This is a genomic window from Nostoc sp. FACHB-892 (genome assembly GCF_014698795.1).
GTDB lineage: Bacteria > Cyanobacteriota > Cyanobacteriia > Cyanobacteriales > Nostocaceae > Nostoc.
On record NZ_JACJTR010000001.1, the window covers coordinates 1 to 25,669 of the forward strand.

At 40.0% G+C, this 25,669-nt stretch carries 18 protein-coding genes and 1 pseudogene; 4 read left to right on the forward strand and 15 right to left on the reverse strand.

Annotated features, from left to right (window positions below):
• A pseudogene (locus H6G96_RS00005) lies at nucleotides 1-178 on the reverse strand (IS1 family transposase); the annotation flags it as partial.
• Between the two features lie 150 nt (nucleotides 179-328).
• On the opposite strand from H6G96_RS00005, the gene H6G96_RS00010 reads away from it, so the two are divergent.
• Complete coding sequence (locus H6G96_RS00010) at nucleotides 329-994, forward strand: phosphoribosyltransferase (RefSeq protein WP_190909348.1); 666 nt, start codon at nucleotides 329-331, stop codon at nucleotides 992-994.
• 138 nt (nucleotides 995-1,132) lie between these two features.
• On the opposite strand, the gene H6G96_RS42235 is transcribed toward H6G96_RS00010, so the two are convergent.
• The 9 genes from H6G96_RS42235 to H6G96_RS00055 all read right to left on the reverse strand — a co-directional run bounded on the left by H6G96_RS42235 (nucleotide 1,133) and on the right by H6G96_RS00055 (nucleotide 14,550).
• The gene (locus H6G96_RS42235; protein WP_190909349.1) at nucleotides 1,133-2,494 is read right to left on the reverse strand and encodes a calcium-binding protein; all 1,362 of its coding nucleotides are present in this window, start codon (nucleotides 2,492-2,494) and stop codon (nucleotides 1,133-1,135) included.
• 205 nt (nucleotides 2,495-2,699) lie between these two features.
• Nucleotides 2,700-3,305: a hypothetical protein gene (locus H6G96_RS00020; protein WP_190909350.1), complete on the reverse strand. Its 606-nt coding sequence runs from the start codon at nucleotides 3,303-3,305 to the stop codon at nucleotides 2,700-2,702.
• A 121-nt stretch (nucleotides 3,306-3,426) separates the two neighbouring features.
• Nucleotides 3,427-4,452: a calcium-binding protein gene (locus tag H6G96_RS42240; RefSeq protein WP_190909351.1), complete on the reverse strand. Its 1,026-nt coding sequence runs from the start codon at nucleotides 4,450-4,452 to the stop codon at nucleotides 3,427-3,429.
• A 377-nt stretch (nucleotides 4,453-4,829) separates the two neighbouring features.
• A complete protein-coding gene (locus H6G96_RS00030) occupies nucleotides 4,830-5,255 on the reverse strand; it encodes a hypothetical protein (RefSeq protein ID WP_190909352.1) in 426 nt (141 codons plus the stop codon).
• Nucleotides 5,256-5,876: 621 nt separating this feature from the next.
• A complete protein-coding gene (locus H6G96_RS00035; protein WP_190909353.1) occupies nucleotides 5,877-6,185 on the reverse strand; it encodes a hypothetical protein in 309 nt (102 codons plus the stop codon).
• A 404-nt stretch (nucleotides 6,186-6,589) separates the two neighbouring features.
• A complete protein-coding gene (locus H6G96_RS00040) occupies nucleotides 6,590-7,387 on the reverse strand; it encodes a peptidylprolyl isomerase (protein WP_190909354.1) in 798 nt (265 codons plus the stop codon).
• A gap of 87 nt (nucleotides 7,388-7,474) precedes the next feature.
• Nucleotides 7,475-9,013 carry an HlyD family efflux transporter periplasmic adaptor subunit gene (locus tag H6G96_RS00045; RefSeq protein WP_190909355.1) on the reverse strand — a complete coding sequence of 513 codons (1,539 nt, stop codon included), beginning with the start codon at nucleotides 9,011-9,013 and terminating at the stop codon, nucleotides 7,475-7,477.
• Nucleotides 9,014-9,107: 94 nt separating this feature from the next.
• The gene (locus H6G96_RS00050) at nucleotides 9,108-12,188 is read right to left on the reverse strand and encodes a peptidase domain-containing ABC transporter (protein ID WP_190909356.1); all 3,081 of its coding nucleotides are present in this window, start codon (nucleotides 12,186-12,188) and stop codon (nucleotides 9,108-9,110) included.
• A gap of 1,723 nt (nucleotides 12,189-13,911) precedes the next feature.
• Nucleotides 13,912-14,550 carry a histidine phosphatase family protein gene (locus H6G96_RS00055; RefSeq protein ID WP_190909357.1) on the reverse strand — a complete coding sequence of 213 codons (639 nt, stop codon included), beginning with the start codon at nucleotides 14,548-14,550 and terminating at the stop codon, nucleotides 13,912-13,914.
• Between the two features lie 830 nt (nucleotides 14,551-15,380).
• Between H6G96_RS00055 and H6G96_RS00060 the strand changes: the two genes are divergently transcribed.
• Nucleotides 15,381-18,986, forward strand: a complete 3,606-nt coding sequence (locus H6G96_RS00060) for a PAS domain S-box protein (protein WP_190909358.1) — start codon at nucleotides 15,381-15,383, stop codon at nucleotides 18,984-18,986.
• A gap of 205 nt (nucleotides 18,987-19,191) precedes the next feature.
• On the opposite strand, the gene H6G96_RS00065 is transcribed toward H6G96_RS00060, so the two are convergent.
• Nucleotides 19,192-19,644: an Hsp20/alpha crystallin family protein gene (locus H6G96_RS00065; RefSeq protein WP_190909359.1), complete on the reverse strand. Its 453-nt coding sequence runs from the start codon at nucleotides 19,642-19,644 to the stop codon at nucleotides 19,192-19,194.
• A gap of 297 nt (nucleotides 19,645-19,941) precedes the next feature.
• Nucleotides 19,942-20,631, reverse strand: coding sequence for a class I SAM-dependent methyltransferase (locus H6G96_RS00070; RefSeq protein WP_190909360.1), 690 nt, complete (start codon nucleotides 20,629-20,631; stop codon nucleotides 19,942-19,944).
• 297 nt (nucleotides 20,632-20,928) lie between these two features.
• On the opposite strand from H6G96_RS00070, the gene H6G96_RS00075 reads away from it, so the two are divergent.
• Nucleotides 20,929-21,867 (forward strand): GIY-YIG nuclease family protein, encoded by a 939-nt coding sequence (locus tag H6G96_RS00075; protein ID WP_347242156.1) that lies wholly within the window; start codon nucleotides 20,929-20,931, stop codon nucleotides 21,865-21,867.
• A 529-nt stretch (nucleotides 21,868-22,396) separates the two neighbouring features.
• Nucleotides 22,397-22,717, forward strand: coding sequence for a hypothetical protein (locus H6G96_RS00080; protein ID WP_190909361.1), 321 nt, complete (start codon nucleotides 22,397-22,399; stop codon nucleotides 22,715-22,717).
• 34 nt (nucleotides 22,718-22,751) lie between these two features.
• Here the strand turns inward: H6G96_RS00080 and H6G96_RS00085 are convergent, their stop codons facing one another.
• The 3 genes from H6G96_RS00085 to H6G96_RS00095 form a co-directional block, all read right to left on the reverse strand.
• On the reverse strand, nucleotides 22,752-23,096 hold the full coding sequence (locus H6G96_RS00085) for a DUF2103 domain-containing protein (protein WP_190909362.1): 345 nt from the start codon (nucleotides 23,094-23,096) through the stop codon (nucleotides 22,752-22,754).
• Between the two features lie 5 nt (nucleotides 23,097-23,101).
• On the reverse strand, nucleotides 23,102-23,428 hold the full coding sequence (clpS, locus tag H6G96_RS00090; RefSeq protein ID WP_190727678.1) for an ATP-dependent Clp protease adapter ClpS: 327 nt from the start codon (nucleotides 23,426-23,428) through the stop codon (nucleotides 23,102-23,104).
• A gap of 121 nt (nucleotides 23,429-23,549) precedes the next feature.
• Nucleotides 23,550-25,580 carry an FAD-dependent oxidoreductase gene (locus tag H6G96_RS00095; protein WP_190909363.1) on the reverse strand — a complete coding sequence of 677 codons (2,031 nt, stop codon included), beginning with the start codon at nucleotides 25,578-25,580 and terminating at the stop codon, nucleotides 23,550-23,552.
• Between the last annotated feature and the right edge of the window lie 89 nt (nucleotides 25,581-25,669).

Below are 25,669 nucleotides of genomic sequence, written 5' to 3' on the forward strand. Positions count from 1 at the left end.
ATCCTGCACCGTTAACGTATGCTTTTAAACATTCGTTTTTGATCTCATTTGAGTATCCTTTTGGGGGACTATAGATATCTATAAATTGGCGATCGCAGGTGACGCAAAAGTGATTTTGTTTACCTCGGCGTTTACCATTTTTTCTAATCCTCGTAGACTTGCAGTATGGACAATGCACAGTAGAAGACCTCAATTCATCCCTCCATTATGCAACGCCCGAATTTTTAGCTTTCTAAGATTAGAATATCTGCAATTGTTTGAGGTGGGCAGCCAAAGCGAATACGTGTAAATACTTAATTTGTTTGCAATTAATCAGGAATGCCGTACCATGCTATTCAAAGACCGGAGGTTTGCGGGTCAAATTTTGGCTAAGGAGTTAGGCGTTTATGCTAACCGCCCAGATGTTCTGGTATTAGGGCTACCGAGGGGTGGCGTACCCGTTGCCTTTGAGGTTGCCAAAGCATTAAATGCTCCCTTAGATGTTTTGGTAGTACGTAAATTGGGTGTGCCTGAGCAAGAGGAATTAGCTATGGGAGCGATCGCTTCTGGTGGTGTGCGAATAGTTAATAAATATATTATCAGTCTGGTGAAGATATCCGACGAAGTAATTGCCAAGGTGGCGGTGCAAGAAGAACGAGAGTTAGAGCGACGGGAACGGCTTTATCGCAAAAATCGCCCATTAAAAGATTTACAAGGACGCACGGTAATTTTAGTAGATGATGGTTTAGCGACGGGTGCAACTATGTGGGCTGCTGTTGTGGCTGTGCGAAAACAGCAACCTGCTCAAATTGTGATTGCTGTGCCTGTGGCCGCACCCGAAACTTGCCATGAGTTAGAAGCTGAGGTAGACAAAATAGTTTCTGTATCCGCACCTAGCCCTTTCCAAAGTGTTGGTCTTTGGTACGAAAACTTTCCCCAAACTACTGATGAAGAAGTCAGTTACTTACTCGCAAAAGCGGCAAAGAACGATGAACCAATATCTATCGGTATGTAGATATTTGGTTTTTGAGAATGGCAAGATTAGCTAGATTTTAAACAAAAAATGAAGGTTTCGCTATAGATTAGCGATCGCAACCCATATTCAATGTCTAAAAACTATAGCAAACAGGTATTACAAATTTAATAAATTACTCTAAGAAAATATGAGTGACCCAGAACTAAACTGCTTAGAATTTACACCTGATAGCAATAATGTTTGTTGAATTTCTCCAGCATTAAAATTTAAAATGAGTCCATCATTAGTATCACTTATATTTCCTTGAGAAAACATCTCATTTAACCAACTGTCAGCTTTAATATCATCCCAACCTTTAAATTCAAGCTTATCGATACCAACTTGAAAATCTTGAATGACATCAAACTCTTCTTCGAACGAGCTATTGATACTAACCTTACCTTTCAACAAGCTATCGCTAACGTTGACAATATTATCAACACCGAGACTAACTAATAAATCTTGTACGCCAGCAAGCTGATCTGTCAACAAGCTATCGCCACCATCGCCACCATTGAAAACAAATTTGTCATAGCCGTCGCCACCAACTAAAACATCATTTCCCTCACCACCAATCAGAACATCATCACCCGAACCGCCATTTAAACTATCATTGCCTTCGCCTCCATTTAGAGTATCATTCCCTTGGCCGCCTTCGAGGATGTCATTGCCTTTCCCTCCATCTACCTTGTCATTCCCTAAACTGGCATAAATTTTGTTTCCACTGCTACTTCCTTTAAGATTATCTTTTCCAACCGTGCCATAAATAACATTTTCACCTAAATTGTTGATTAAAGTATCTCCTAAAAAAGTAATATTACTAACATTCATCTCTACTAGCGTTATGTTGGTGTTACGATTAAAGGTTTTTTGATAACTACCAACCGCCTTTCCTATGAGGGAGTCCTTTCCATTATCGCCGTCAATATCAGTAGTTTGCGGACGACTCTTAATAGTAATATTACTACTCTTGCTATATTCCAAATCAGCAATATGCTCAGAGGAAATTAACGTACCTTGGATACCGAAATAATCTAATACCTTAGGTTTATCAGGATTTGTGGTATCTAGTGCCAAGAACCCAATTTTACCCTTAGCCTGGTTATATTCAACAGCAGAATTTTCAATTTCTTTAGCTGTTAGTGTTAAATCTGCAAAGAAATCGAAAGAGAAGGTTTTTTTAGCAGCAACTTCAAAACTACCAATCACTTCCATTTTACTACTGGCACTTCCTGTGAAAGAACCATCTAATCCAATGCCAGTAACGTCACTAAAGAGTGAAGAAAAAGTCGGGTCGGTATTAAAAACAGATCCGGCTTGAACCGTAGCAGTAGCAACGCCACTTTCAACCAACGTCTTTACTTGAGTGGTAGTCAAAGTTCCTGAAGGCTTTTGACTATATTTTGAGAAAGAAGCAACCCCTGTAGCCTTAACAAAGTTAGGGTTGGGATTAGGAATTTTATCTACAATTGGCTGTAGAAATTGTGTTTGTGGCCGCATAATATTTTCTGTTTATCCTGTTAAGTACTTTGTCTACAAAGATGTATGAGTGTAGCAATCCTATTTTGTGGAATTAGGCGTAGCAATCGTACGATCTCATAATTTAAGCAGTAATGTCGATTATCCAGGGCGATCGCATCTAAAATTATTCTTGGACACAAACAAGGTATTGTTAATTTCATCTTCTATTGATGATGAGGTATACCTATCTTGTCAGGTCAACGTTTGCTACAATCGCAATTAGGTCATTGCCGTTAGGAAGTTGGGCGAAAATCAAAGTATCAAGCTCAGTTATCTGAGATTTACTTTCAAGTTTATAAGTCACTGCTGGACTAAGTGCCAACTGATCAATACCCTTCTCAAAACCCAAAATAGTAGCATAGTCATTATCGTCAGCAGCTGTATAATAAGAGCCATTCGCATCCCCAAGCACAAATACATCTTTGACGCCATCGCCAGAAATATTTGTAACGTCGCCCTTATTGTCAACTGCACCGCCACCTATTAACTGATCTCTCTCAAATGATGTTCCTCTGTTAGGGCTAAATCCATTGAGAGTGTCACTACCAGCCCCTCCTACGAGAAAGTCTTCAAAGAATCCTTCAGGAGCATTTGGAGATCCGCTACGGCCTCCAATCAGATTATCATTACCATTGCCACCAAAGATTACGTCACTACCCTGATCTCCGTTGATGGTGTCATTGCCAGCATTCCCAAAAAGCAAGTCATCACCAAGAACTCCATTAAGGCTATCGTTACCGCTACCTCCATTGAGAGTATCATTGGCGTTAGTTCCTTGGAAAGTTGCCATATTTTTTGTCTCGCAAAGTTGTAAATTTTCCTATTATCTGCACTGCTTAAATATTATTTATATTCTTGGTTTAAGCAGGGCGGTATTGTTAATTTTCTTCCCTATTGGTTATGAGCTATATCTAGTTAATCAAGTTAACGTTTGCTACAATCGCAATTAGCTCATTACCGCCAGGAAGTTTGGCGAAAACCAAAGTATCAAGCTGAGTTATCTGAGAGACTGTTTGAAGTTGATAAGTTACAGATGGACTAAGTTGCAACTCATCAATACCCTTCTCAAAGCCCAAAATAAGAGCATAGTCGTTGTTGCCAGCAGCTGTATAAAAAGCGCCATTGGTATCCCCAAGTACAAATACATCTTTCACGCCGTCGCCAGAAAAATCTGTGACGGTGCCGCTTCTATCAGCTGCACCGCCACCTATTAACTGATCTCTCTCAAATGATGTTCCTGTACCACCGCCAAATCCATTCAGAGTGTCACTACCAGCACCGCCTACGAGAAAGTCTTCAAAGAATCCTTCAGGAGCATCTGGAGATCCGTTAGTACCTCCAAGCAAAAAATCATTACCATCGCCCCCAAATATTACGTCACTACCATTATTTCCTGTGAGGGTGTCATTGTCAGCATCCCCAAAAACCAAGTCATCCCCTTCACTTCCGGTGAGAGTATCATTGCCGAGTCCTCCATTAAGGGCGTCATTGCCGATACTTCCACTTAGCTGATCATTACCGCTACCCCCATTAAGGATGTCATCACCAAGACTTCCACTCAGGACATCATTACCGCTATTCCCATTCAGGGTATCGTCACCAAGGTTGCCAGACAAGATGTCATTCCCATCTCCCCCATTCACTAGGGAATTACCACTGATACCTGTAGATATCTTGTCTTTACCGCCTCCCCCAGTCAAAGTATCATTACCACCAAGACCAAAAATTGTGTAACCCTTAGTATTAGTGTTTCCTCCTGGGACATTTAATAGATCGTTGCCGTTAGTTCCTCGTAATAAACTACTCCCACTTCCAGATGTATTGTTATTACGATCTCTCCCGGTCAAGATATCGTTACTACGACTAAAAAGATTCGCGATCTTATCAGCATTATTGTTTTCTATATTGTTCCCGTCATTTCTTTCTATGATTGCCATGTTTTTTCCTCACAAATTCTTGATTGAAGTTGCCAATGTGCAGTGGGTAATCCTCCTAAGAGGATGTTTTAAAAGTATTTTGCTGTGATTTTAGACACCTTCTTGATCCCCCTAACCCATGCCAGTCAGTCATGGGAAGCCACTCCGTTGTGTTGAAGGAAGTGGCGTAGAAACCCACTTTTTAAGGGATAAATCGAAATTAAAGTTGGCTTTAAAAAGGGAAACTTAAGAGGAACTAAAACCTTTTGATATCAACAATAGGACTTTTAAAACATCCTCAGATTAGCTATTTTTGAGCGTTAGGTTCATTACTAAATTATTGTTTCCCCCAAAAACGATTCGTAAAAATTTTCCTAGAAATAGGCTAAATTAGCCCTTCACAGGAAACTATCACCTATCAAATTGAAGCCTGTAAATCCGAAGTTGCTTGACAAGTTATTATTATTTGCTACTATCTCAATCCCATCACCTAAATCAGTGATGACATTAACACGCCCAGAAGCAGAATTTGTTGCTGTACCTAGAAATAAACTGCGATTAGTACCTCTAGTAGGTGTATCAGTGTCTAAGTTGCTAACGAAAGTACCGTTATCTTGACCTCCTAATAGCAAATCGTTCGTGTTATCTCCAGTGTAGGAATTCATGGTTAACACGGTACTTCTATTGGAGCTTGCTCCGGGTACGAAAATTTCTTCACTCGTGCTAATTGTGAAACCTGTAGGAGAACCAATCGTGAGGTTCATGCTACCGCCAGCACCACTTGTATTGACGTAGGACAGAGCTGTGACAAAAATACTGCTCATTAGATTTCCTCTTGATACTGCTAGATATGCAATACCGACTTGCTCTGAGAGGCAGGGGAGCAGGAAGCAGGGGAGAAGATGCTGTAATTTCCCAGCAATAGAGGGTTGCAGAGCAAATAAATTTATTTATGCTTAATGTTAAATATTTATTTCAAGATGCATAGGACAAGAAATAATGCGTCCAAGCTTTCAAAGCCAATAAATTTATTTATGGGGTTCTCCCCCAAGCTTTGTACACCCTGTCCTCTTTCCTCTCCTTTGACTGATAGTTATGATATTAAAGCTCAAGTATGGCACTTGTTAGATGCTGAACTTTACAAGCGCTACGCTAAACATTACTTGGCTTGACAAAAGGCTTCCTAACATTAACAAACAGATATTACGTTGCATGAAAGAGGTAAGTCTTGCAACTGTCTAATTAACTGTGTTAAGATTGAGTTATATTTAGAAAACTGCTGAAAACTATCTTAGCTTATAGTTTTCAGCAATTTTTGAACATCTAACAGTAGGTTGAATAGAGTACAAGAGAACCCAACAAAACAATTGCTATGGAGTGTTGGTTTTCATACTCCCTTTAACCTGCTTTTCTTTTTAGGCTTCAGCTTAATTAATCCAGTTGGATTAAGTTCCAGGAGTACGAACGGTAGCAGAAATAGCGTTAACGAAAGTCTCAGAGCGATTGTCTTCGGTTTGAACACCACCAATGACGCTGGTGAAGGTTCTGTTGCCAGTAGCATCAGCACTAACAACTAATTCAGCAACGTTTCCTTCGATACCACCCAAGTTAGTGTCAATTGTCTTGACGAATTTCTCATTAACATCAGCTCTAACTACCTTATCTGTAAAGAAGAAGTTTTTGATGTTAGTACCACGACCACCAAGAATTTCTTCAGAGGTGTTTTCCAAGTAGTTTAGATCAGAAATAATCATTTGAGTTTCTCCTGCAAATGTGTAAGTTGCTTTTAGGAATCTTTGTTTAGCCAATCTTTTATTGGCTATAAAAATAATATAGTTTATTTATTTAAAAGTCAATCTTCTCGGACAAAACTTTGATTTAAAAAACTAATGTATTTAGATTTAAAAATGAGCATATATAGCATTAGCTAGAATTAAAAAAAGCAAGATAATTGTAGACAGTAATAATTGTTAGCTACTGTCTAGCAAGGCTTATAGCGATTAAATTTAATCTTTTAAAGCACCAAATTAGCAAAATGTGGATATATTCACAAAATACTAAAGATAAAAGTTTATTAAATTTTAAACCAACAATGCTAGCATCTATAACATTTATGAAAACTAGATGCAACTACCTTTAGTCAGGAAAATCCAAGAGCCTATTTAGTTTTGTTGAATGACATATTTAGCAATTCCTCCTGCGATCGCACATTTGAATCTGAGTCTATCTGAATAACAATTTTCATTGCGTTGATTTGTTGTTTTAACCAATCAGAAAATGATTCTGCAATGATTTTTTGGCGCAACTGTTCATCTAGTTGGGGTTGAATGACTTCTTCTACCCAAATTAAATGCACCCCCTTGGGAGTCGTAATCGGTTTGAGAGATTGTGGCGGTACAGCAGCAAATACAGCTGCTGCAATCTCTGGACGAAAATCTTTGCGGTATCGGAGTCCTTGATATCCATAAGCACGGCGGAGTTCTGGTTCTGGAATATATAAGCGAGCAATTTCAGGGAAATTGATTTCTTCTTCTTCGAGCGCATAAAAAAGTTCTAAAGCCAAGTCTCGATCCTCGAAGACAACTTCGTAGGTAACAGCGGCGACATAATCTAGTTGGTGTTCATAAAAGTGCTTTTCGAGTTGAGTAGAAAATAGATGATTTGCTAACTTCTGCCAAAGAATGTTGTTGTAGGCTAATTCTTCAAACTCATTCACAGACAGATGGTGTTTTTCTAGCCATATCCAGGTTTCTTTAGCTTTGACAAGCTTCTTGGCAAACCTTAAACGATCTCCTTCTTGCTGTAGTTCTTCTGGTGTGACTGTAATTCCTAGCTCAAGAGCTGCTTCGGTAATGATGCTTTGCGCTGCTATTGCCTCTACTACATTAGGTATCTGACAGGAAAGTTTGAGGCTGTGAATGATATCTGAACTGGAAATTGTCAGACTGTGGGGCATAATACGATATCTCCAATAACTAAGAGAATTCGGCATGGGGCATTGATGGTTCCTTTTGCCCTATTTCCTAATTCCAAATCGCTTTGACTAAATCTCCAAACCGCCTTTTTGCAGTTTTTTGAACGGATCTAAAACAAAATCAATCACGCGCCGTTGGCGAATGATGACTTCAGCATTTGCTGTCTGACCGGCTCCTAATGGAATACGTTTGTTGCCATTTTCGACATACTGCTGCTCTAAAATGATTTCTAATTCATAGTTTTCGATGTTTCCTTGGGGTGTTTCGGTAATTTTCGAGTCAGGAGAGATCCAAGTAACTTTCCCTGGCACGATGCCATACTCCTGGAAGGGATATGCATCAAACTTGACTTTAACTGGCATTCCTAGCTTCAAAAAACCACTATCTTGATTAGGCATACTAGCTCTGAGTACGAAGTCTGCATTCTTGGGTGCGATTTGGGCAATCCTTTGACCGAGTTGTACAACTGCTCCTGGTTTAGTGGTGGGTAATTCAAAAATCACGCCATTAATAGGTGATCGCACCAATCGTTGCTGTATTTGAACTCTTATAGATATAATCTGGCTTCTTGTCTGAGCCATTTCTGATTGCACTGCTGTTATTTGTGTCTGTAGGTCTTTTAGCTGTTCCTGATTTTTCATTACGGCCAGTTGTCCAGCTTGCAGCACACTTTTATAGCTACTTTGTTCTTCTTGCAGTCGGAGTCTTGCTTGTTTGATATCAGACTCCAACATCTTGATAGTTACTTGATAACGATTTAGCTCTTCTGCCAAACGCAATTTTGCTTGTTTAATATCTGATATAGCCCTGCTATAAAGTCGTTTACTTTCTTGTTCTTCTTTTTTGAGTTGATCAATTTGGGTTGCAGAAACTGCACCATCCTGAACGAGTTTGCTAAAGCGGGCAATTTGCCTGGAATCTATACTCAGACGAGTTTTAGCCGATCGCTGATCATCGCGGGTGGTATCAATCTGTTGCTCTGCTTGCTTAACTAATGCTTGTTTTTCTAACTTTTGCAGGTTATAGCTACTCAGTTTGGCATCAAGGTTTTGCTCTGCCTGATTAACTTGAGCCATTTTTTCCAATTCTTGGGATTTATTTTGTTGCTCTAAGAGACTAGTTGACATGAGGAGTTGATTTTTGAGTAATTCCAGTTGGGATTGCCGATTTTGTAGCCCTTCCAATTTGCTCTGGAATTGTTGCAGTTCTGTTTGTAGGACATCAGACTCTAGTTCTACTAAAACCTGGCCAGCTCTGACTGTATCTCCTTCTTTGACCATAACTGCTTTAACACTTCCAGCAGCTTGAGCATCTAATTTTTGAGTTGCGCCTTTTGGTTCTATACGCCCTCTAGCACTGCCAGTTTCATCTACTTTCGAGAGAGTTGCCCAAGGTAAGAACAGACCAGCAAAGGCTATGAGTACATACAACAAACTACGAGTCCAAATCCGAGGTAAGGCATTGAGCAATGCTTCAGTACCGTAGTACAAGTCTTGATTGTTATTTTCTGCCTCAATAACTTCTACAGATTCTTCTTGCTGTGTGTAACTTTGATGTTCATCTGGCTTTTCTTGGGGAAGTGGGGATGATCTATTGGGAGATGGCATAATTTTAGTTCCGATAACAGTAGATAGGGAGTGGGGAGTGGGGAATAGGGAGCAGGGGGAGTACAGGAGAATAGTAAATAACCAATGCCCAATCTCAACTAACTTGAGCCAGTTGTTGTTGATTCAGGTAGTAATAATGACCTTTTTTAGCGATTAATTCGTCGTGAGTACCGCTTTCTACCAAAACGCCTTGATCTAGAACCAGGATCAAGTCAGCGTTGCGGACTGTAGAGAGGCGATGGGCAATGATTACACTTGTGCGTCCTTGAAGAATTGTTTTAAGGTTGTTTTGAATAATTCGTTCTGATTCAGAATCTAGGTGGCTGGTGGCTTCATCAAACAGTAATAATCGAGGATTTCCGAGCAAAGCACGAGCGATCGCTAGGCGTTGGCGCTGTCCACCAGAAAGCATCCCGCCGCCTTCACCAATTTCAGATTCGTAACCCATCGGTAGTTTTTGAATAAAATCATCGGCTCCAGCATATTTTGCTGCTTGAATAATTTCTTCTAAAGAGGCATTTGGATGAGCGATCGCAATGTTTTCCCGAATCGTCCCACCAAAGAGAAAAGTATCTTGATCTACAACACCGATTTGAGAACGGAGCGATCGCAACGAAACACTGGTGATATCACGACCATCAATCAGTAGTTTGCCATCTGTCGGTGGATATAAACCTAAAATCAATTTACTCAGGGTTGTTTTTCCAGAACCACTGCGCCCCACAACTGCAACCATCTGTTCTGGTTGAATTTCAAAGTTAAGATTTTCTAAGACGTTAGTCTCACTTTCTGAGTGATAGCGAAAGGTGACATTATGAAAGCTAATGTGACCACGCAGCTTACCCAACGCCTTCCGGGGTTTAGTTTCTAAGTCTTCTTCTGGTTCCGCCTCCAACACATCATTTATGCGTTCGGTGGAAATTACGATTTCTTGCAATTGATTCCACAGCATAGATAGCCGTTGGAAAGGACTCAAGACGTTACCCACCAACATATTGAAAGCAACTAATTGTCCAATAGTCAGTTCACCACTAATTACCTGGGTCGCTCCATACCACAGCAATGCAGTGTTTACAAAAGTTTGGATGACACCACTGATAATTTGCAGGTGATTACCAATTATTTGAGCATTAAAGGATTTTTTAACCAAATCATTCAGCAGTTCTTCCCAACGCCAGCGCACAGTCTGTTCAATTGACAATGAGCGGACGGTACGAATTCCATTGAGGGATTCTATGAGATAGCTTTGTTCTTTAGTGCCTGCATTAAAAATTTCTCTGGAGATGCGGCGCAAAATACTTGTGCTAGCCAGCGCCAAGATAAAAAATGGCGGTACAGTACACAGCACGAATAATGACATCCGCCAACTATAGGAGAACATCAAGGCCAGATAAACCACCAATGTCAGCATATCCAGCAAAATGGAGAGTGTCTGACCAGTAAGAAATTGCTGAATTTTCTGGTTTTCTTGAATGCGCGAGACTATATCCCCAACAAAACGCGACTCGAAATAAGAAAGGGGCAAACGGAAGGTATGTTTAATAAAACCTACCAATAGGGAGATGCTAATTCGGTTAGCAGTATGAAATAAAAGATATTGTCGTACAGCGTTGACAGCGACACCAAATAACCCAAAAATAATCATCCCTAAACCAATAGCGTTTAAGGTTGTCACACTGCGTTGCACAAGTACTCTATCGAGCAATAACTGAGTGAATACTGGCGTTACTAGTCCAAATAATTGGATTAATACCGAAGCTACAAAGACTTCTAATAGTGTCCGATAGTGAGGTTTGATTAACTCAAAAAATTTCCAAAAGCTTGTACTTTCGTTTTTAGTATTTTTTAATAAAGCTGTAGGTTGTAGTAACAATGCATAACCACTCCAACCTGCTTGAAATTCAGCTTTTGTCAGGCTGCGTTGACCAAGAGCAGGATCACATACAATCACCCGCTTTTTGGTGATTTCATAGACAACGATGAAGTGGTTGCCTTCCCAGTGGACAATTGCAGGTAAAGGTTGTTCTACCAATTTATCAAAAGTGGCTTTCACCGGACGGGTGGCAAAACCCAGGTTTTCTGCTGTAGCTGCCATAGCCTTTAGAGATGCGCCACTGCGGTTGACGTTGGTCATATCTCGCAGGCGATTGATACTAAAATGCTTACCCCAATAGTTACCAATCATGACCAAGCAAGCAGAGCCACAATCGGCAGCACTTTGTTGCGCATAGAAGGGATAACTTTTAGTGAGCCGTTTCCACCAATGCCCTACTTGCACCTGTGGACTGGGAAAGTAAAAACGTGCTTTTTTTGGTTGTTGTTGTGACTGCTGATCTCGTTGGGGAAAAGGAATGATTTTGGATTTTGGAGATTGGGAAGTTTTTTCCCTACTCTTTAATACAGACGGGATTAATTGCCTCTCTCCCGACTCCCCACTCCCCAGTCCCCAATTCCCCAACTCCGGCAAGTATTCTAATGCTATTTGCCTATGGTCGTTTTTCAGAATGTAAGCAATTGTTGGTTGAGTTACCTGCCAATCACCTTGTTTTGGTTGGGCCAAGATTGTGCCTGGTGTCAAAAAATGGCCTTCAAAATGCCGCAGTTGACCTCTGTACAATAGCCATAACTGGGAATCTTGGGATACTTGCGTAGTTATAGAGCCAGTTTCTAAATACTGTCGTTCAAAGAGAGATAAAGCTTGGAGCATCCCTGCTACTTGTGAAGTATGGCACGGTAATTGTGAGGTTTGGCGACATAACAACAGCAAATCCCAAAGTTCTGCACGGGCAAACAAGCGATCGCGAATATTAGGATACTTGTCTATCAATGTTTGCAATACGTCTTGTCTGAAATAGCCAAGTTTTAAGCTTGTCGAAGCTTTGACTACATAAGGGCTAAAGTCAGCTTCAGGAAACAGAGTCAATTCGCCGAAAATAGACCATGCACCAAAGGTAGTAATTAAATTCTCAGAACTATCCAACAGTCGGACTTTACCTGTAAGGATAATGTAGATACCAGGGTTAGTCTGTGCAGATTGCCAAAACTGCTTTGCTAGTGGTGGCTCCACAATTTCCATTGCTGCCAGTAAGTTTTGTAATTCTTTTTCTGAAAGCTTTGCACCCAAGGTGTACAAGAGCTTTTCGCCTACATGTTCCCCAGAAAGCACGGCTGGCATTTTCTAACCTCCAAAACAGAATTTAGTTATTGCTCTAAATTGAAGAAATAAGTATTGTTTGATACTTTTATATTTTGCGATAAACCCTAAGCTTCCTGAAAGAAAAGAGTATTGTTCTATAAAAAGTATTTTTATTTGAAAAGTAGCGCTACTCGTTGTAACAGACCCTTGATATGACAATAACTAATGTGATGTGAATGCTAAAATATTGAGCTATACCCTTGCCTGGCCAAGCTTCTTTGCTTATAAAGCATCAATCCTTGCAGTGCTTTCGGTCACCACAAGACTCGTGCTTTCAGTAAGAGGTTGAAGAAGAATTTAAAAGCAAAGCATCTACAGCTTTGTCAAGGTATTAGAATCAATTTAGTAGGGTATGATTCAGCCTACAGCGCGTGACCTCCAGCATTAAAAAGCTGGCTTTGGGCAGGCTACATAAAGAGTAAAGAGACGATAAAAACTATAAAGCACATCATCACTTTTTGAGATTTTACTACTTCATGAAAATCTCACTTAAACAATATTGCTTGGTTTGCTTAGAAGCTACTAAACTCAATCTTTTTCAAGTCATGTTTAGTCTCTTTAAACATATACCCTTATAACTATGTATGTTTTATTACACCTCCTCTAATAGAATTAGTGCAACTGGTTAAAATGGGGTTACAAGAAACATATTTTCATAATTAAGTAGGTAGGCGGGAAAATTTATAACTATGTTATTGCGATCGCCGCAAAGTCAAGCGAGCAATAGAGCTTCAAGCTTTTTAGATTTCGTTACATAGTTAGGTTTATTTATGCCTACCTACTTAGCTTACACTGATTAACTTAAAGTTTGAATGGTCTATGCTTATTTTCCTGTAAATTTTATAAAATCTTACATAAGGGATAACTCTTAACGAAAAAAATACAATTCCAAGCCATTAAGACATTAAATCTTTAAAGAGATAGACCACATAGTATGGTGCAAGTTATAACAGCACATAATACTTCCAGTTCGCCCATTTTGTCGGGAGTTACAAACAAAGTCTACTTTTAACAATTTCTCTAGGTCTACAGATTTAAATATGTGCTGTTGTAACCCAACGGCAAGTAGCTGGGGCTGATTAATTTCTTCAGCATAGGCTGAGAGGGCTTTTTTCAATGGTAAGCCATAAAAGGTTCCTTTCTAATTGACAGGGCTTTTGCAAAGAATTAAACAATGATCAATGATCAAGTTATTAGCACTAAAATATAATGCAATAACACTGTTACAACTTAATTTCTCTCAGTTTCTGGAAAGTGTAAACTTCATAGAAAACTGCTTTTTCAAGTTGTTTCTAAGTAATCTGGACAGCAATTAGTTTTATTGGTGATATCTCTGCAAACCTACAAAGCCTACAACGTAATATCAACTTGATATTAACATCATTAATGATTTTATGTATAGTAGCTAAAATGATATTAGGGACTTCCAAATAAAACAGGGCTTACGCAAACAACAGTCGAAAGCCTTATTCTCTGGTAGGGGCAATTCATGTAGCCGAAGGCTTCCCGCAGGGTATTGCCCCTACAACGTATAGTTTTGCGTAAGTCCTATAAAAAAAACATCCGACCAGCGCAAAAACTTTGCTGTAAGATGTGCAAGGTGTGGAACATGGAGAGCCAGCACATTGGGCGGGTTCTCCAACTTGAAGCGACTGGCGAACCCGTAAGGATCAAGAATTATTCGGTGTTTTAGTAGGGAATGTTATGTTCCTGGACGAGAGCGAATATGATCGGGTATATGATGGCGATCGCCTAGTATTTCTAACAAAGGGCCATTAACGTCAAACTTAACCATACTTACCGACGCAACCAAAATATTCACCCGATAGCGATAGCGTCCCAAATCAATCCCCAGTAAACTGCAAAGCATAATCCGAATCGTGGCTTTATGGGAAACTACTAAAACATTACCTTGGGGATGTTTTTCTTGAATTTCAGCAATTACAGGCATAGAACGGTTAGCAATATCTACCGCAGTTTCTCCACCTAATGGTGCATTCCAAGCGGGTTCTGTTAACCAATTTACATAGTTTTCTGCATAATTCTCTTGGGCAAACGATTTACTCTTCCCTTCCCATTCGCCGTAACTACCTTCTCTAAGTCCGTTACGCAACTGCATATCCATACCGATAGCCTCACAAAATGGCTTGGCAGTTGCAATTGTGCGCTTCATCGGGCTAACATAAACAGCCTCCCACTTCAATTTTTGATAAACATCGGCAAAACCGGATGCCATCTGCATCCCTTCAGAAGTTAACTCCGCATCAGTTTCACCGCAGAAATTACCACTTTGACTAAAAGTAGTTTCTCCATGTCGCAGTAAATATAAATTGAGTGTCATAGCTCGTATCACGATTGGGATAAAGGAGTGCAAAAATAAAATACCATCAATCTCGCAATCAAGTATGTGACACCAGGACAAAGTCATCAACCAAAAAAGTCAATCAACCACAAACTTTTGAAATCAAAGACAAAAGTAGCGGTTTCAGCTAGTACCGCAAGGCGGAAGTCAAAAGTCAAAAGTCAAAACTTTTATGGAATAACCTCTTTAGGGCTTTTCAATGGTCTGCTTATTTACGCCGTGCTGCACTAGCATTTTACGTTATACTCACTGACATAATTATACTATAAAGTCGCCCTAGAAGAGCGTTCGCGCAGTGTCTCGCAGAGAGGCTTTAAACCCAGTTTTTCGGTAAATCCACGACTTTAAAGGGTAATGCTCTTCGGTTTGCCCATTTTGTAGCACTGTGGTTTGGGTCGCCATCAACTAGTAGTCCGTTGTTCGCGTAAATTATCAGCGAACCCTTATCTTTTGTCTAAAGTCTAAATCTGAATAATTTCAGTAATTTTACCATTCTTTTGAAGTTTTAACTAAATTAATATCATTATAAATTTATTAATGATACAAGCTAAGTCATAATTAACTTTATTATATTTTTATCATAAACACTTAAAGATATAGTTTTCTCGATAATTTTCGCTAATAAAAAAATAAAATAATCATAAATACGTTATTTGAATCAACTATACCTTAATATTTTGAAAACTTCCTAAGATTTTTATATTAATGTTTTAGCATAAAAGAGCTTTAAAATTACAATTATTTGATGAAAAATGAATATTATTTAGATAAGTATGAGTGCTTCAAAAACGCGATATCTTATTAAATAAATGGACAAAGCTATAAAAAACGAGCAGGCAATTGATGCATTGATGGATAACTCAGATAAATGTCAAAAAGTTGAAGCAGATTTTCGCCAAGAAGTCTCAAAAAATCAAACAACTTCCCAATCTACTAATGAGCTATATTTTCGGATTGATGCTGATGCCAATATCCTAGATTATCAACTGCAAAATCCACAGATAACAAATAAACTAACAGAAGTAGTTATAGGTGAAAATTTCCTAGACTATTTACCATTTGGCATAAAAAATCGTTATCAACAAGCCATTACCCAAGTACTAACAAGTAAGTCTTTAGTAAAATTTGAATATTTTGTAATTGAAGAAAATAGCAATTTTGAAGCTAGGCTATTACCATTATCAGAGCAACAAATAATAATTTTTTTATCCCAAAAGAAGCAAGCAGCATTAGCAAATGATAGTATTGACTTTCAAAGGATTGTAGAAAATAGTAATAACATTATTTTTGCGCTGACAATTGAAGGAATATTTTCTTATGTTTCTCCTAATTGGACTGAAATATTAGGGCATGAGCTTGAAGAGCTTATAGGAAAATCATTTGCTCCTTTCATGCATCCCGATGATTTACCAATCTGTGCAGATTATTTTCAAAGAGTTTTGACAACAGGCGAAAAGCAAGATGCAATTGAATATCGGATAAAACATAAAAATGGAAGTTGGCAATGGCATACAAGCAACTCATCAGCCATAAAAGATGCTAATGGAAATTTTTTATATTTCGTTGGGATTTGCCATGACACTAGCGATCGCAAACACGCACAAGACGAACTAGCGCAGCGATCGCAATTAGCGAATTTTCGTGCCGATGTAGACGCTGCTCTTGCCCAAAGTCAAACGTTAGAGTATATGATGCGTCGCTGCACCGAAGCGTTAGTCGAACATATAAATGCAGCCTTTGCTCGCATCTGGATACTGAACAAACAGGAAAATGTCCTAGAGTTGCAAGCCAGTTCTGGAATGTACACCCATATTGACGGGCCTCATAGACGGGTGCCAGTTGGTCAATTCAAAATTGGTTTGATTGCCCAAGAAGGCAAACCCCATTTGACTAATTCTGTACTAACAGATCCCCGCGTTAGCAATCAAGAGTGGGCGAAGCGTGAGGGTATGGTTGCTTTTGCTGGCTATCCTCTAATTATTGAAGGTGAGACTGTAGGCGTAATTGCCATGTTTTCTCGGCAAATGATGACGGAATCTGTTTTTAATGCGCTAGAATTTGCCGCCCAAGAAATTGCTATCGGCATCAAGCGCAAACAAGCAGAAATTGCACTCAGAGAAAGTGAGTCCCGTTTTCGTCATCTTGTAGAAACTACCAATGATGGAGTGTGGGAGTTAAACCAAAAGGGCGTTTACACTTACGTAAGCCAAAAAATTGCTGACATTTTGGGGTATGAGCCAGAGGAAGTTTTAGGCAAAACTCCTTTTGAGTTGATGCCACCAGTAGAAGTAAACAGAGTACAAAAGATTTTTCAAGTTCTAACCAATTCCAAACAGCCTCTAATTAATTTTGAAAATAAGACTCTTCATAAAAACGGACAACTGCTTGTTCTAGAAACTAATGGAGTTCCTTTCTTTGATACATCCGGAAATTACCTGGGTTATCGTGGCGTTTATCAAGATATCACTGAGCGCAAACAAGCAGAGGAAGCAATGCAAGCTCTAGTAGCTGGAACGGCAGCAGTCACAGGCGAAGAATTTTTTCCTGTCTTGGTACGTCACTTGGCAAATGCTTTGGGAGTCTGCTACGTCATACTAGCAGAGCGAATCACTGGAGACTCCGATACAGCTAGAGTTTTATCATTTTGGGCAGGTGACAAGCTTTCAGAAACATTCGTCGAGTATGCCTTAGCTAATACTCCTTGCGAAGTCGTGTTACAGGAGGGAATGCGTTCTTACCCCTGTAATGTACAGCAATTTTTCCCTCAAGCCAAGGATTTAGTCGTATTAGAAGCAGAAAGTTATCTGGGAACGCCTCTTGTCGATACATTCGGTATACCCATAGGCCATCTTTGCGTATTAGATACCAAACCGATATTACAGGAGGAACGTGCCAAAGCTATTCTCAGCATCTTTGCAGCACGAGCTACGGCAGAACTACAGCGCCAGTGTACAGAAACCGCCCTCCGGAAATCGGAAGCTAAATTTAGAGCGATCGCTCAACGGGAAGCACTACTCAATCGTCTTGCCAGCCAAATTCGAGCTTCTTTAGAACTCAATTACATTTTAGAAACCGCAGTACAGGAAATTCGCAACTTATTTCAGATTGATTACTGCGCTTTCTTTTGGTATCGGCAAAACGCTGATGTACCTTACTGGGAATGTGTATATGAAGTAGAACATTCTATTTTACCCAGTCTGCTAACAGCCCAAGCAACTCATCCAGGATTTGAAATAATTGCAGCAAAAACCTTAAACAGAGAAATCATCCGCATCGATGATCTTAAAACTGATGGTGAGCGCACGATGCAGCAATTTTTAAATGATTTCGGTTTCACCGCTTTTATGTCTTTGCCTGTACACACTCAATCTGGTGAGATTGGCGCTTTAATCTGTGGTTACTGTAGTGGCTTCCGACCTTGGCAAGAAACTGAAGTAGAATTGCTACAAGCAGTGACAGTTCAATTAGCGATCGCTATTGACCAAGCAAAACTTTACACACATAGTCGCCTAGTTGCCCAAACTGCCCAAGAAAAAGCACAGCAGTTAGAAAAAGTTTTGCTAGAACTTCAACAAACCCAGGCTCAACTCATTCAAACTGAAAAAATGTCTAGCTTAGGGCAATTAGTAGCAGGTATTGCTCACGAAATTAATAATCCCACCAATTTTATCTATGGAAATATCAAGCACACCAGTGAATATGTCACAGATTTGCTGCACTTGGTAGAAATGTTTCAAGAACATTACTCTCCACTATCACCAGAGATTGAAACGCAAATCCAAGAAATTGATTTAGATTTTCTCTACCAAGATTTACCCAAAGTTCTAGATTCAATGAAAGCCGGCGCTGAACGCATTCGGCAAATTGTCCTATCTTTACGCAATTTCTCCCGTTTAGATGAAGACACTACAAAGCGAGTGGATATTCATGAAGGCATTAATAGCACTTTACTGCTACTGCGAAGTCGCCTGAAAAGTAAACCACAACGTCCCGAAATCAAAATTATTCAGGAATATGGCAACCTGCCACAGGTCTTATGTAATGCTGGACAGATGAATCAGGTGTTTATGAATCTGTTGACTAATGCCATTGATGCTCTGGAAGAGGGATTTGAGACTAAGGATTGGGAACTGGAAAAAGAGGATTCCAAATCCTCAATCCTGAAAATTTGCATTCGTACCCAAGTTCAAGAGGATCAGTGCATAATTAGCATTGCTGACAATGGTTTAGGAATGACCGATAAAGTACGTAATCATATATTTGACCCCTTTTTTACTACCAAACCTGTGGGTAAAGGCATTGGTATGGGGTTATCAATTAGCTACCAGATAGTCGTCAAAAATCATCGAGGGCAACTTCAGTGTATCTCAGCACCAGGAGCAGGAGCTGAGTTTATAATTACGATTCCAATATAATAACAAAATTGGAAACAGGATTACGGAATTGGGGTTAAACCTATGTCGGCTCAAAGGAGCCTCAAGAGTTTATCCGAACCGTATTAATATCGGCATAGGCAGCGCGAGGAGAGGGATTATTATAAAAGAGCTTGGTCAATCTCATAACCAAGCTCTTAGCTATCTCAATCAATTATTGGAGGTAGATTAGTTTCATCACAACCAATTAGCCAGCAGGCTGTTCTAAATTAACCTTGACAACTTTGTTTTTTTCTTGCTCAATTTTGGGCAGCGTCAAATTCAAAATGCCGTCTTTATAATCTGCGGTAACATTAGTATTTTGAATTCGAGCCGATAGAGGAATTACACGTTGAAATTTACCATACTGAAACTCACTCCTGGTAACACGTTTTTCCTCAGTTTGAGTTTGGACCTTGCGCTCTCCACTAATGTGAACAGCGTCTTGGGTGACTTGAATATCTAGGTCTTTAGCTTCCATTCCTGGCAGTTCTAGCTTGAGATAAATTGCATCATCAGTTTCGTGCAACTCAGCAGCAGGAACTCTGATAAAGCCTTTTTCAAACCGTGCAGATGGTACTCTGGTATCTCCAAGTAAGCCGTTGATGTGACGTTCTAAAGCGTTCAATTCTTGCCAGGGGTTGTAACGAACTAGTACCATAACTCTGTCTCGCATTAATTAGCTTTTGTTTAGTCGTTTTTGCACTTGCATTTGTGCTTATGTATTTATAATAAATATGCTTATAAATCCTGTAAATTCGGTTATTATCACCAAATAATTGATGATTACCGCACCAAATTAGGTAGAAAAAATTACGGTTTACTCTAATTTATTGGTTCGGAAACCCGAATAATAACTATTAATATTAATAATAATCAACTACTAATCTGCCGTTGAAAAGAGCTATGAGTAGCTCATCTGACACCTCCCAGGAAACCCCTGCCAGAACCCAAGCGGTTAGCGCTCAGAGGATGTTAATTGATATTCAATCCGCACTTGCTTAACGTCAATTTGCTCAGATTCTAAAAACACGAATTTTTCTACTTGCTGTAATCCCAAGCCTTCAAACTGTTTGAGTTCCGATTCTGATAATGGCCAAGGTGGGCCAGAGGGTTCAACTTCTGTATCTCGAACACGAGTAATCAGCAAAAGTGTGCCACCGGGAGCAACAATGGAAGCAATACAGGAGATAACCCAAGAACGCACATTCAACGGCAAAGCTTGAATATTACGACATTCAAAAACAAAGTCAAAAGCTTGATGCCATTGTGAGGGAATTGCTAACAAATCTGCAACTATATAGTTGACAGCCGAATTGGGAAATCGCTCTTGACACCAAGCGATCGCTGTGGGAGAAATATCAAAAGCAGTTACCTCAAATCCTAGATGAGCTAAAGCTTCGGCATCATCTCCTAAGCCACAACCAATAACTAGCGCCTTTTGTCCAGAAGTGAACGGTTGATGATTTGTCAACCAATCTTGTAGATAAGGGTGAGAAGTTAACTTTGCCCAAGGAATTTTTGCTGTATCACCTTTAGCTTCGGCATATAAAACTTCAAACCATGCCGATGGCTCTGAACTTTGTAAAGCTTTGGTAGCTAACTGTTTAACATAAAATCGTAAATCTTCAGGTTGTTGTTCAAACATAAAAACTGACCTTTGGCTAAAAACTGGCGTAAACGTTGTGTGGCAATGCTATGTTTGCTACGCACCGCCGTAGGCATCGCTCCCATTCCTTAAATTCAAGCGTTCACGTAGTGGCTTGCAGAGAAGAAAGTTGAGTTTTTAAGTTTTCCTCTAATAATTTTTGCAGTATGAATTAATACAAACATTTTATCTTTAATTATATTTTTCAAACCCACATTATCCTACTCCAGAAGATAGATACATTTTTGAAAAGTTGAAGCACACTTGTAAAAGCAACTTTAACTATTCAATAATGGTATGACAATGTGGCTGAAATATGGTGTAAATGAAGAAGGTATCTTGATATGTATTGAAGATGTCAACAGGGGTAAGACTTCACTTAAGTGCCCTTACTGTAATAGTAATCTAACTGCTAAAAAAGGCAAGGTGAAAGAGCATCATTTTGCTCATAATGACCAAACCTGCCGCCCCATAGCTAACCGACAATTTCCAACTCTGCCACTCTACGACAATTTTAACGTTCAATTATCTGGCAAGGATTTGGCACAGTTGAAGTTGCTTTGGCAAGAGTACGGAGCCAAAAATTACCCTATTAGTTCCTACTTAGTTACTTCTGGTTTACTCAAAGCAGGAGTGTTAAGAAAAAACGTATACTTAACCCCACCTGAGTATGAATTTAGTGATTTGGGTAAAGTTCCTGTTGGAGCGCTAGAATTCAGACAATTCAACGATGTGCAGTCGCCCCTATTACTTAAAAAACTACTGAAGCTGGAGCTAGCTTTTAAACACGCCAAGCACAAAAACGCCCCAGATTTAGCATACAGACTTACTGATTTAAAACTGTATCGCGCTCAACTTCAACGTATTTTATCTTGTACACTATATTTTTTAGAGATTGAAACTAATATTGGTACTCTGCATAAAATAGGAGTAACCCAAAGACCTGTTATCAAGCGAGTAGCAGAAGTAGAAATAGATTTACTTGCACATTACCAAACTGTTGCAATTAGGGTACTGGGAAGCTGGGAACATCGAGGTAATGTTGAATTATATTTCAAACATCGCTATCGAGATTTTAATCATCCTATCGGTAGTTTAACTGAATACTATAAATTTAATGCTGAGGATCTCAAAATTGTGCTGTGCGACTTGCAACAAATGCAACCTAAAATACTATCTCAAGATGAAATAGATATTCTTGAGGAGAATTCTAGCTTGATCGAAGTTGCTGTGTAGCCTTTATATCACATCGCAGCAAAATGCTGAATAATTGGTAAGCGAAAGTACCTTTTGTATTGCTATCCCTCCAAATACTCTGCCACTGCTGCCAAATCTTCTATTGCTCGACTCAGGCGATTTGACAAAGCTTCGGCTACTTCTGGTTGAGTGCTGACGTTTAACGATGGACTGAAATTCGCTTACCTGGATCTTGCTTTCTTACCCAAACTAAAAATTTTTGCATTTGCGGCTCATTTTTGAGCTTGTCTAGAGTCTTAAGTTCAAGAACCAGCAGCTTATTATCGAATAATGCATGAAGGACTCCATATTTGCTTTTCATCCAATCAGTAATCTCTAATTCTCAAATACCTACTTAACAAAAGTATTTAATTCTTATTAAAAATAATAATATTTTTAAAAAAACAATTTTTGTTTCATTTGTTTACATAAATTGCATCACTCTATTGAGGTTTGTAAATAATTTGTATTTCTGGAAGGAATATTCCTTTAGACTGATCTTCAAGTGAAAAATGTGGGGATAAACACAATGCATTCGTTAAATATATTTTGTCACGAATTTGTAGTTGCTGTTTCCTGTGTAGCTTGCATTATTGGACTAGCGTTACTGTGGGACGGTAAGCAGCAAAAAAATGATGTGGAAGAAACAGAGCAGATTTTATTTAGGATGAGCTTTACTTACTGGCTAGTTTACTGTGTAGCCTTTGGTATAGAAAAACTAGTTTTACCCGACTGGGAATCTTTGCTCATGACTTTGAGAATAACTACGGCTCTGTCATATTTCCTAACTTTTTCTTGCATTGTTAGTTTGCCATTACACAAATTTGCAGTCCACCGTGTTGAGGAATAGTCATGAAGCATGGGGAATTGGGAATTGGGCGTGATTAAGATTTCATAGCGATCGCTAATGCCGTTTCCAATTCTGGCTGGGTCAAAGGGGTTAAAATAAACACCTCTTGTACTGTTTTCCCCTGCCGTGCAATTACTTTATAGCCGCCACGAATCGGTACTGAGACACGCAGTTGCATTTTCGGGCAATGACCTCTTGCCCGCCCAATCACTCCCGGCGTTACGGTTTGGATATGATCTTGCTGACAAAGACGTTCTAAAATTGGAATAAGGCCAGAAAGGTGTGTCGAGTGATTCCAAACCAGTCTGGCAGCTTTTTGTGTTCGCGTAGCGTCTCGTAGAGAAGCCGCTCCGAGAGAATCTGCGGTGGGTTTGCCCATAATAATTAAGCTGCTTCTAGAGGTGCCATTGTCAAACCTGCTCGGCGCAGCTGCTGATGATAAAGTTCCGCAGGTTCTTGGGGGCCAACCCAGACGATCGCTTGACCTTCATAGTGTACCTGATTAGTCAGATCCCACGCGCGATCGCCACTCATCCCTGGAATATATTTCATCAAACATTCAGCCACATGTTGGAATGTATTAAAATCATCGTTTAATACAATCACTTTATAATTTGGATAAGTCTTACGGGTAACTTGATCAGACTGTTTAGGAGCTACAGTTGGTGCTGTAGCCATCCCGTAAACATCTGCTGAAAGTGTCGTAACCATATAACAATTGGTCAAGAGGATTTGACAAAACTACACTATAAGTAACTAGTTTAGTCCATTGTCAGTTGTCCGTTGTCATTTGTCCTTTGTCATTTGTTAAGGACAAATGACCAATGACTATTTACCGCCAATTATCCCAGTTTTCGTTAAAAATGGATGTGTCGGGGAAGGCTGTGGGGTTGCCATTTTGTTGCAAAAGCCGTTTGAGTGCTTCTAGCTGTGGCTCTTGTTTGGGTAAGTCATCGACTAGTTGGTAAGGTGCGATCGCATTTTTGATAGCAAAACTAGCAACAGTTCCCGCAGCCGCGCCAGCCGACCATTCAAAGGAATGGACTCGATAGGCAGCAGCAGCAATATGGCTAGTACCAATGCTTTTGCCTCCTACTAGCAAATTATCAATTTTCTGGGGAATCATTGCCCTCAGAGCAATTTGGAAGGGATAAGCAAGGCCCGCACCACGCCTTTCACCTGGACGTTCTATATTACCAGGGGCTTCTGCGGGACTATTCAACATACAAGGATGGAAATCTATTGCATAGTGACCAATACCCACAGAATCGGGAAAGACGGTAGAACGAGTCCGCCGCATTGCTTTGTCTGGTGAAATCTGACCGCTAATTACAGATGTGGCTTCCAATCCAGCTAGCGCGGCTTTTAACTGCCGATACATATCTGCTGGCAGAGTCTTAGAGTAATACTCATCATTGTAATCTCGGCGAGAAATATCAATTTCCCAAATAGTAAAACCTCCAGGTTGTCCCCAACTGGGGCGTCCAATAATGCGGCGTCCTTCTCGCATATAAGGGTATTTTGATAAGCCATGTACTGTCCCCATTGGCGAATCTAACCCGGAAACAAAACGGTTATTAGGTTGCTGCTGCTTTACACCTTCCCCCAATTGAGAATCTGTAGTTCCAGCTACCAACCAATGATAGAAAGAGATGGCATTTTCCTCACCTTTGCGGAGGGTTTCTGTTCGCAGTCCTCCCATCCAGCCTCCTGGTTTTAACTGCCCAGTCCCTTGTAACTGTTGGCGACTGTAAACTAAGTTATCCTTGGCTGTTCCGGGTCGGTAGTCGTTACCCCAAGTCCAGTTTTGCATAGAGATATCCCCTGGTGTAGCAGCAGTAAAACTTACACCGCCAAATTTTGTGGGTTTCCCTTTGTTTGGACTCCAAATGCGACGATAAGTAAAAACTAAGTCAAAGTTAGCCAGTCGCTTTAATTCATAGCTGAAATATGGTGCGTATTGTGAATAGAATGGGGGCATCGTCTGCGGTTGCGGTTCCTTAGTTGCCTCCATTGCAAAGGTGTAGGTAAAGCCTTGAGGGCAATAAGGGTCATTGTTGGCGCTGGAAGAAGAAGGTTCCAGGTAGGAAAGAGCATCAATGCCTAATCGGTAAGGAACATCAGCTAATGCAATAATTTCTCCAGTTTCGCTAGCATCTACGACATACCACTTAGGAGCATCCCCCTTATCTGCCTTAGGGAGGAAACGGAGAATAGTTTTGGTAAATCGAGATGAGTTTTCGTAGCGATAAGCATCTTCAATAACTTGAGATAAAGTAAAAGTATTGAGGGGTGGTGCGCCTTTTGGTGGTTGATGTTGAATAGCGATCGCACCATTAATTATTTTGCCATCAGCAGCAATTTCCAAATCCTTAATTACCGTATTGGGGAACCATTGCAACTTCCCTTTGCCTTGCTTCTCGGCATCTTTGAGCATCTGAACCAAAATGTTGTGAGCATCGCGGGGAAGAAAGCAAGAGTCACTTACCCAACAGTCACCGGGGTTAAGTTCACCGTATTTGCGCCTAATGCGGTTTCGCAATTCTAGGTAGCCGCGAGAATAGAATTTGAGGGCACGCTGAGTTGGACGTTCGTCTAACGCAGATGTCCCTTGAGAAGAAATTTGTCCTCCTAGCCAGTCGGTAATTTCCGTGAGGCAAACCGTTCGTCCGGCTAGTAACCCCTCGTAAGCTGTGGCGGCACCGGATAGTCCACCACCCACAACTAAAATCTCGCAGTTGACGCTTTTATCTGGGGTTCTGGGTACTGTGGCGATCGCGGAATCAAATGCAAATAAGGTAGATATGAAATTGAGACTGATCAGCGATGCCAAGCTATAAGCTACTTTGTGTCTGCGCTTCATCGTAAAAAAAAACACTCCAAATCCTGTGTCACCTTGTAGAAGGTAGCATCCAAGAAATGATTATCACAAGCGATTCTTCACAATGTAAT

Bases quoted from the DNA above. Each gene is read 5' to 3' on its own strand.
- H6G96_RS00010 (WP_190909348.1), top strand. From the start codon at position 329: ATGCTATTCAAAGACCGGAGGTTTGCGGGTCAAATTTTGGCTAAGGAG.
- clpS (WP_190727678.1), bottom strand. From the start codon at position 23,428: ATGGTTACGACACTTTCAGCAGATGTTTACGGGATGGCTACAGCACCA.
- H6G96_RS42235 (WP_190909349.1), bottom strand. From the start codon at position 2,494: ATGCGGCCACAAACACAATTTCTACAGCCAATTGTAGATAAAATTCCT.
- H6G96_RS00085 (WP_190909362.1), bottom strand. From the start codon at position 23,096: ATGGGCAAACCCACCGCAGATTCTCTCGGAGCGGCTTCTCTACGAGAC.
- H6G96_RS00070 (WP_190909360.1), bottom strand. From the start codon at position 20,631: ATGTTTGAACAACAACCTGAAGATTTACGATTTTATGTTAAACAGTTA.
- H6G96_RS00035 (WP_190909353.1), bottom strand. From the start codon at position 6,185: ATGATTATTTCTGATCTAAACTACTTGGAAAACACCTCTGAAGAAATT.
- H6G96_RS00065 (WP_190909359.1), bottom strand. From the start codon at position 19,644: ATGGTACTAGTTCGTTACAACCCCTGGCAAGAATTGAACGCTTTAGAA.
- H6G96_RS00045 (WP_190909355.1), bottom strand. From the start codon at position 9,013: ATGCCATCTCCCAATAGATCATCCCCACTTCCCCAAGAAAAGCCAGAT.
- H6G96_RS00095 (WP_190909363.1), bottom strand. From the start codon at position 25,580: ATGAAGCGCAGACACAAAGTAGCTTATAGCTTGGCATCGCTGATCAGT.
- H6G96_RS00050 (WP_190909356.1), bottom strand. From the start codon at position 12,188: ATGCCAGCCGTGCTTTCTGGGGAACATGTAGGCGAAAAGCTCTTGTAC.
- H6G96_RS00080 (WP_190909361.1), top strand. From the start codon at position 22,397: ATGCATTCGTTAAATATATTTTGTCACGAATTTGTAGTTGCTGTTTCC.
- H6G96_RS00040 (WP_190909354.1), bottom strand. From the start codon at position 7,387: ATGCCCCACAGTCTGACAATTTCCAGTTCAGATATCATTCACAGCCTC.
- H6G96_RS42240 (WP_190909351.1), bottom strand. From the start codon at position 4,452: ATGGCAATCATAGAAAGAAATGACGGGAACAATATAGAAAACAATAAT.
- H6G96_RS00020 (WP_190909350.1), bottom strand. From the start codon at position 3,305: ATGGCAACTTTCCAAGGAACTAACGCCAATGATACTCTCAATGGAGGT.
- H6G96_RS00030 (WP_190909352.1), bottom strand. From the start codon at position 5,255: ATGAGCAGTATTTTTGTCACAGCTCTGTCCTACGTCAATACAAGTGGT.
- H6G96_RS00060 (WP_190909358.1), top strand. From the start codon at position 15,381: ATGGACAAAGCTATAAAAAACGAGCAGGCAATTGATGCATTGATGGAT.
- H6G96_RS00055 (WP_190909357.1), bottom strand. From the start codon at position 14,550: ATGACACTCAATTTATATTTACTGCGACATGGAGAAACTACTTTTAGT.
- H6G96_RS00075 (WP_347242156.1), top strand. From the start codon at position 20,929: ATGACAATGTGGCTGAAATATGGTGTAAATGAAGAAGGTATCTTGATA.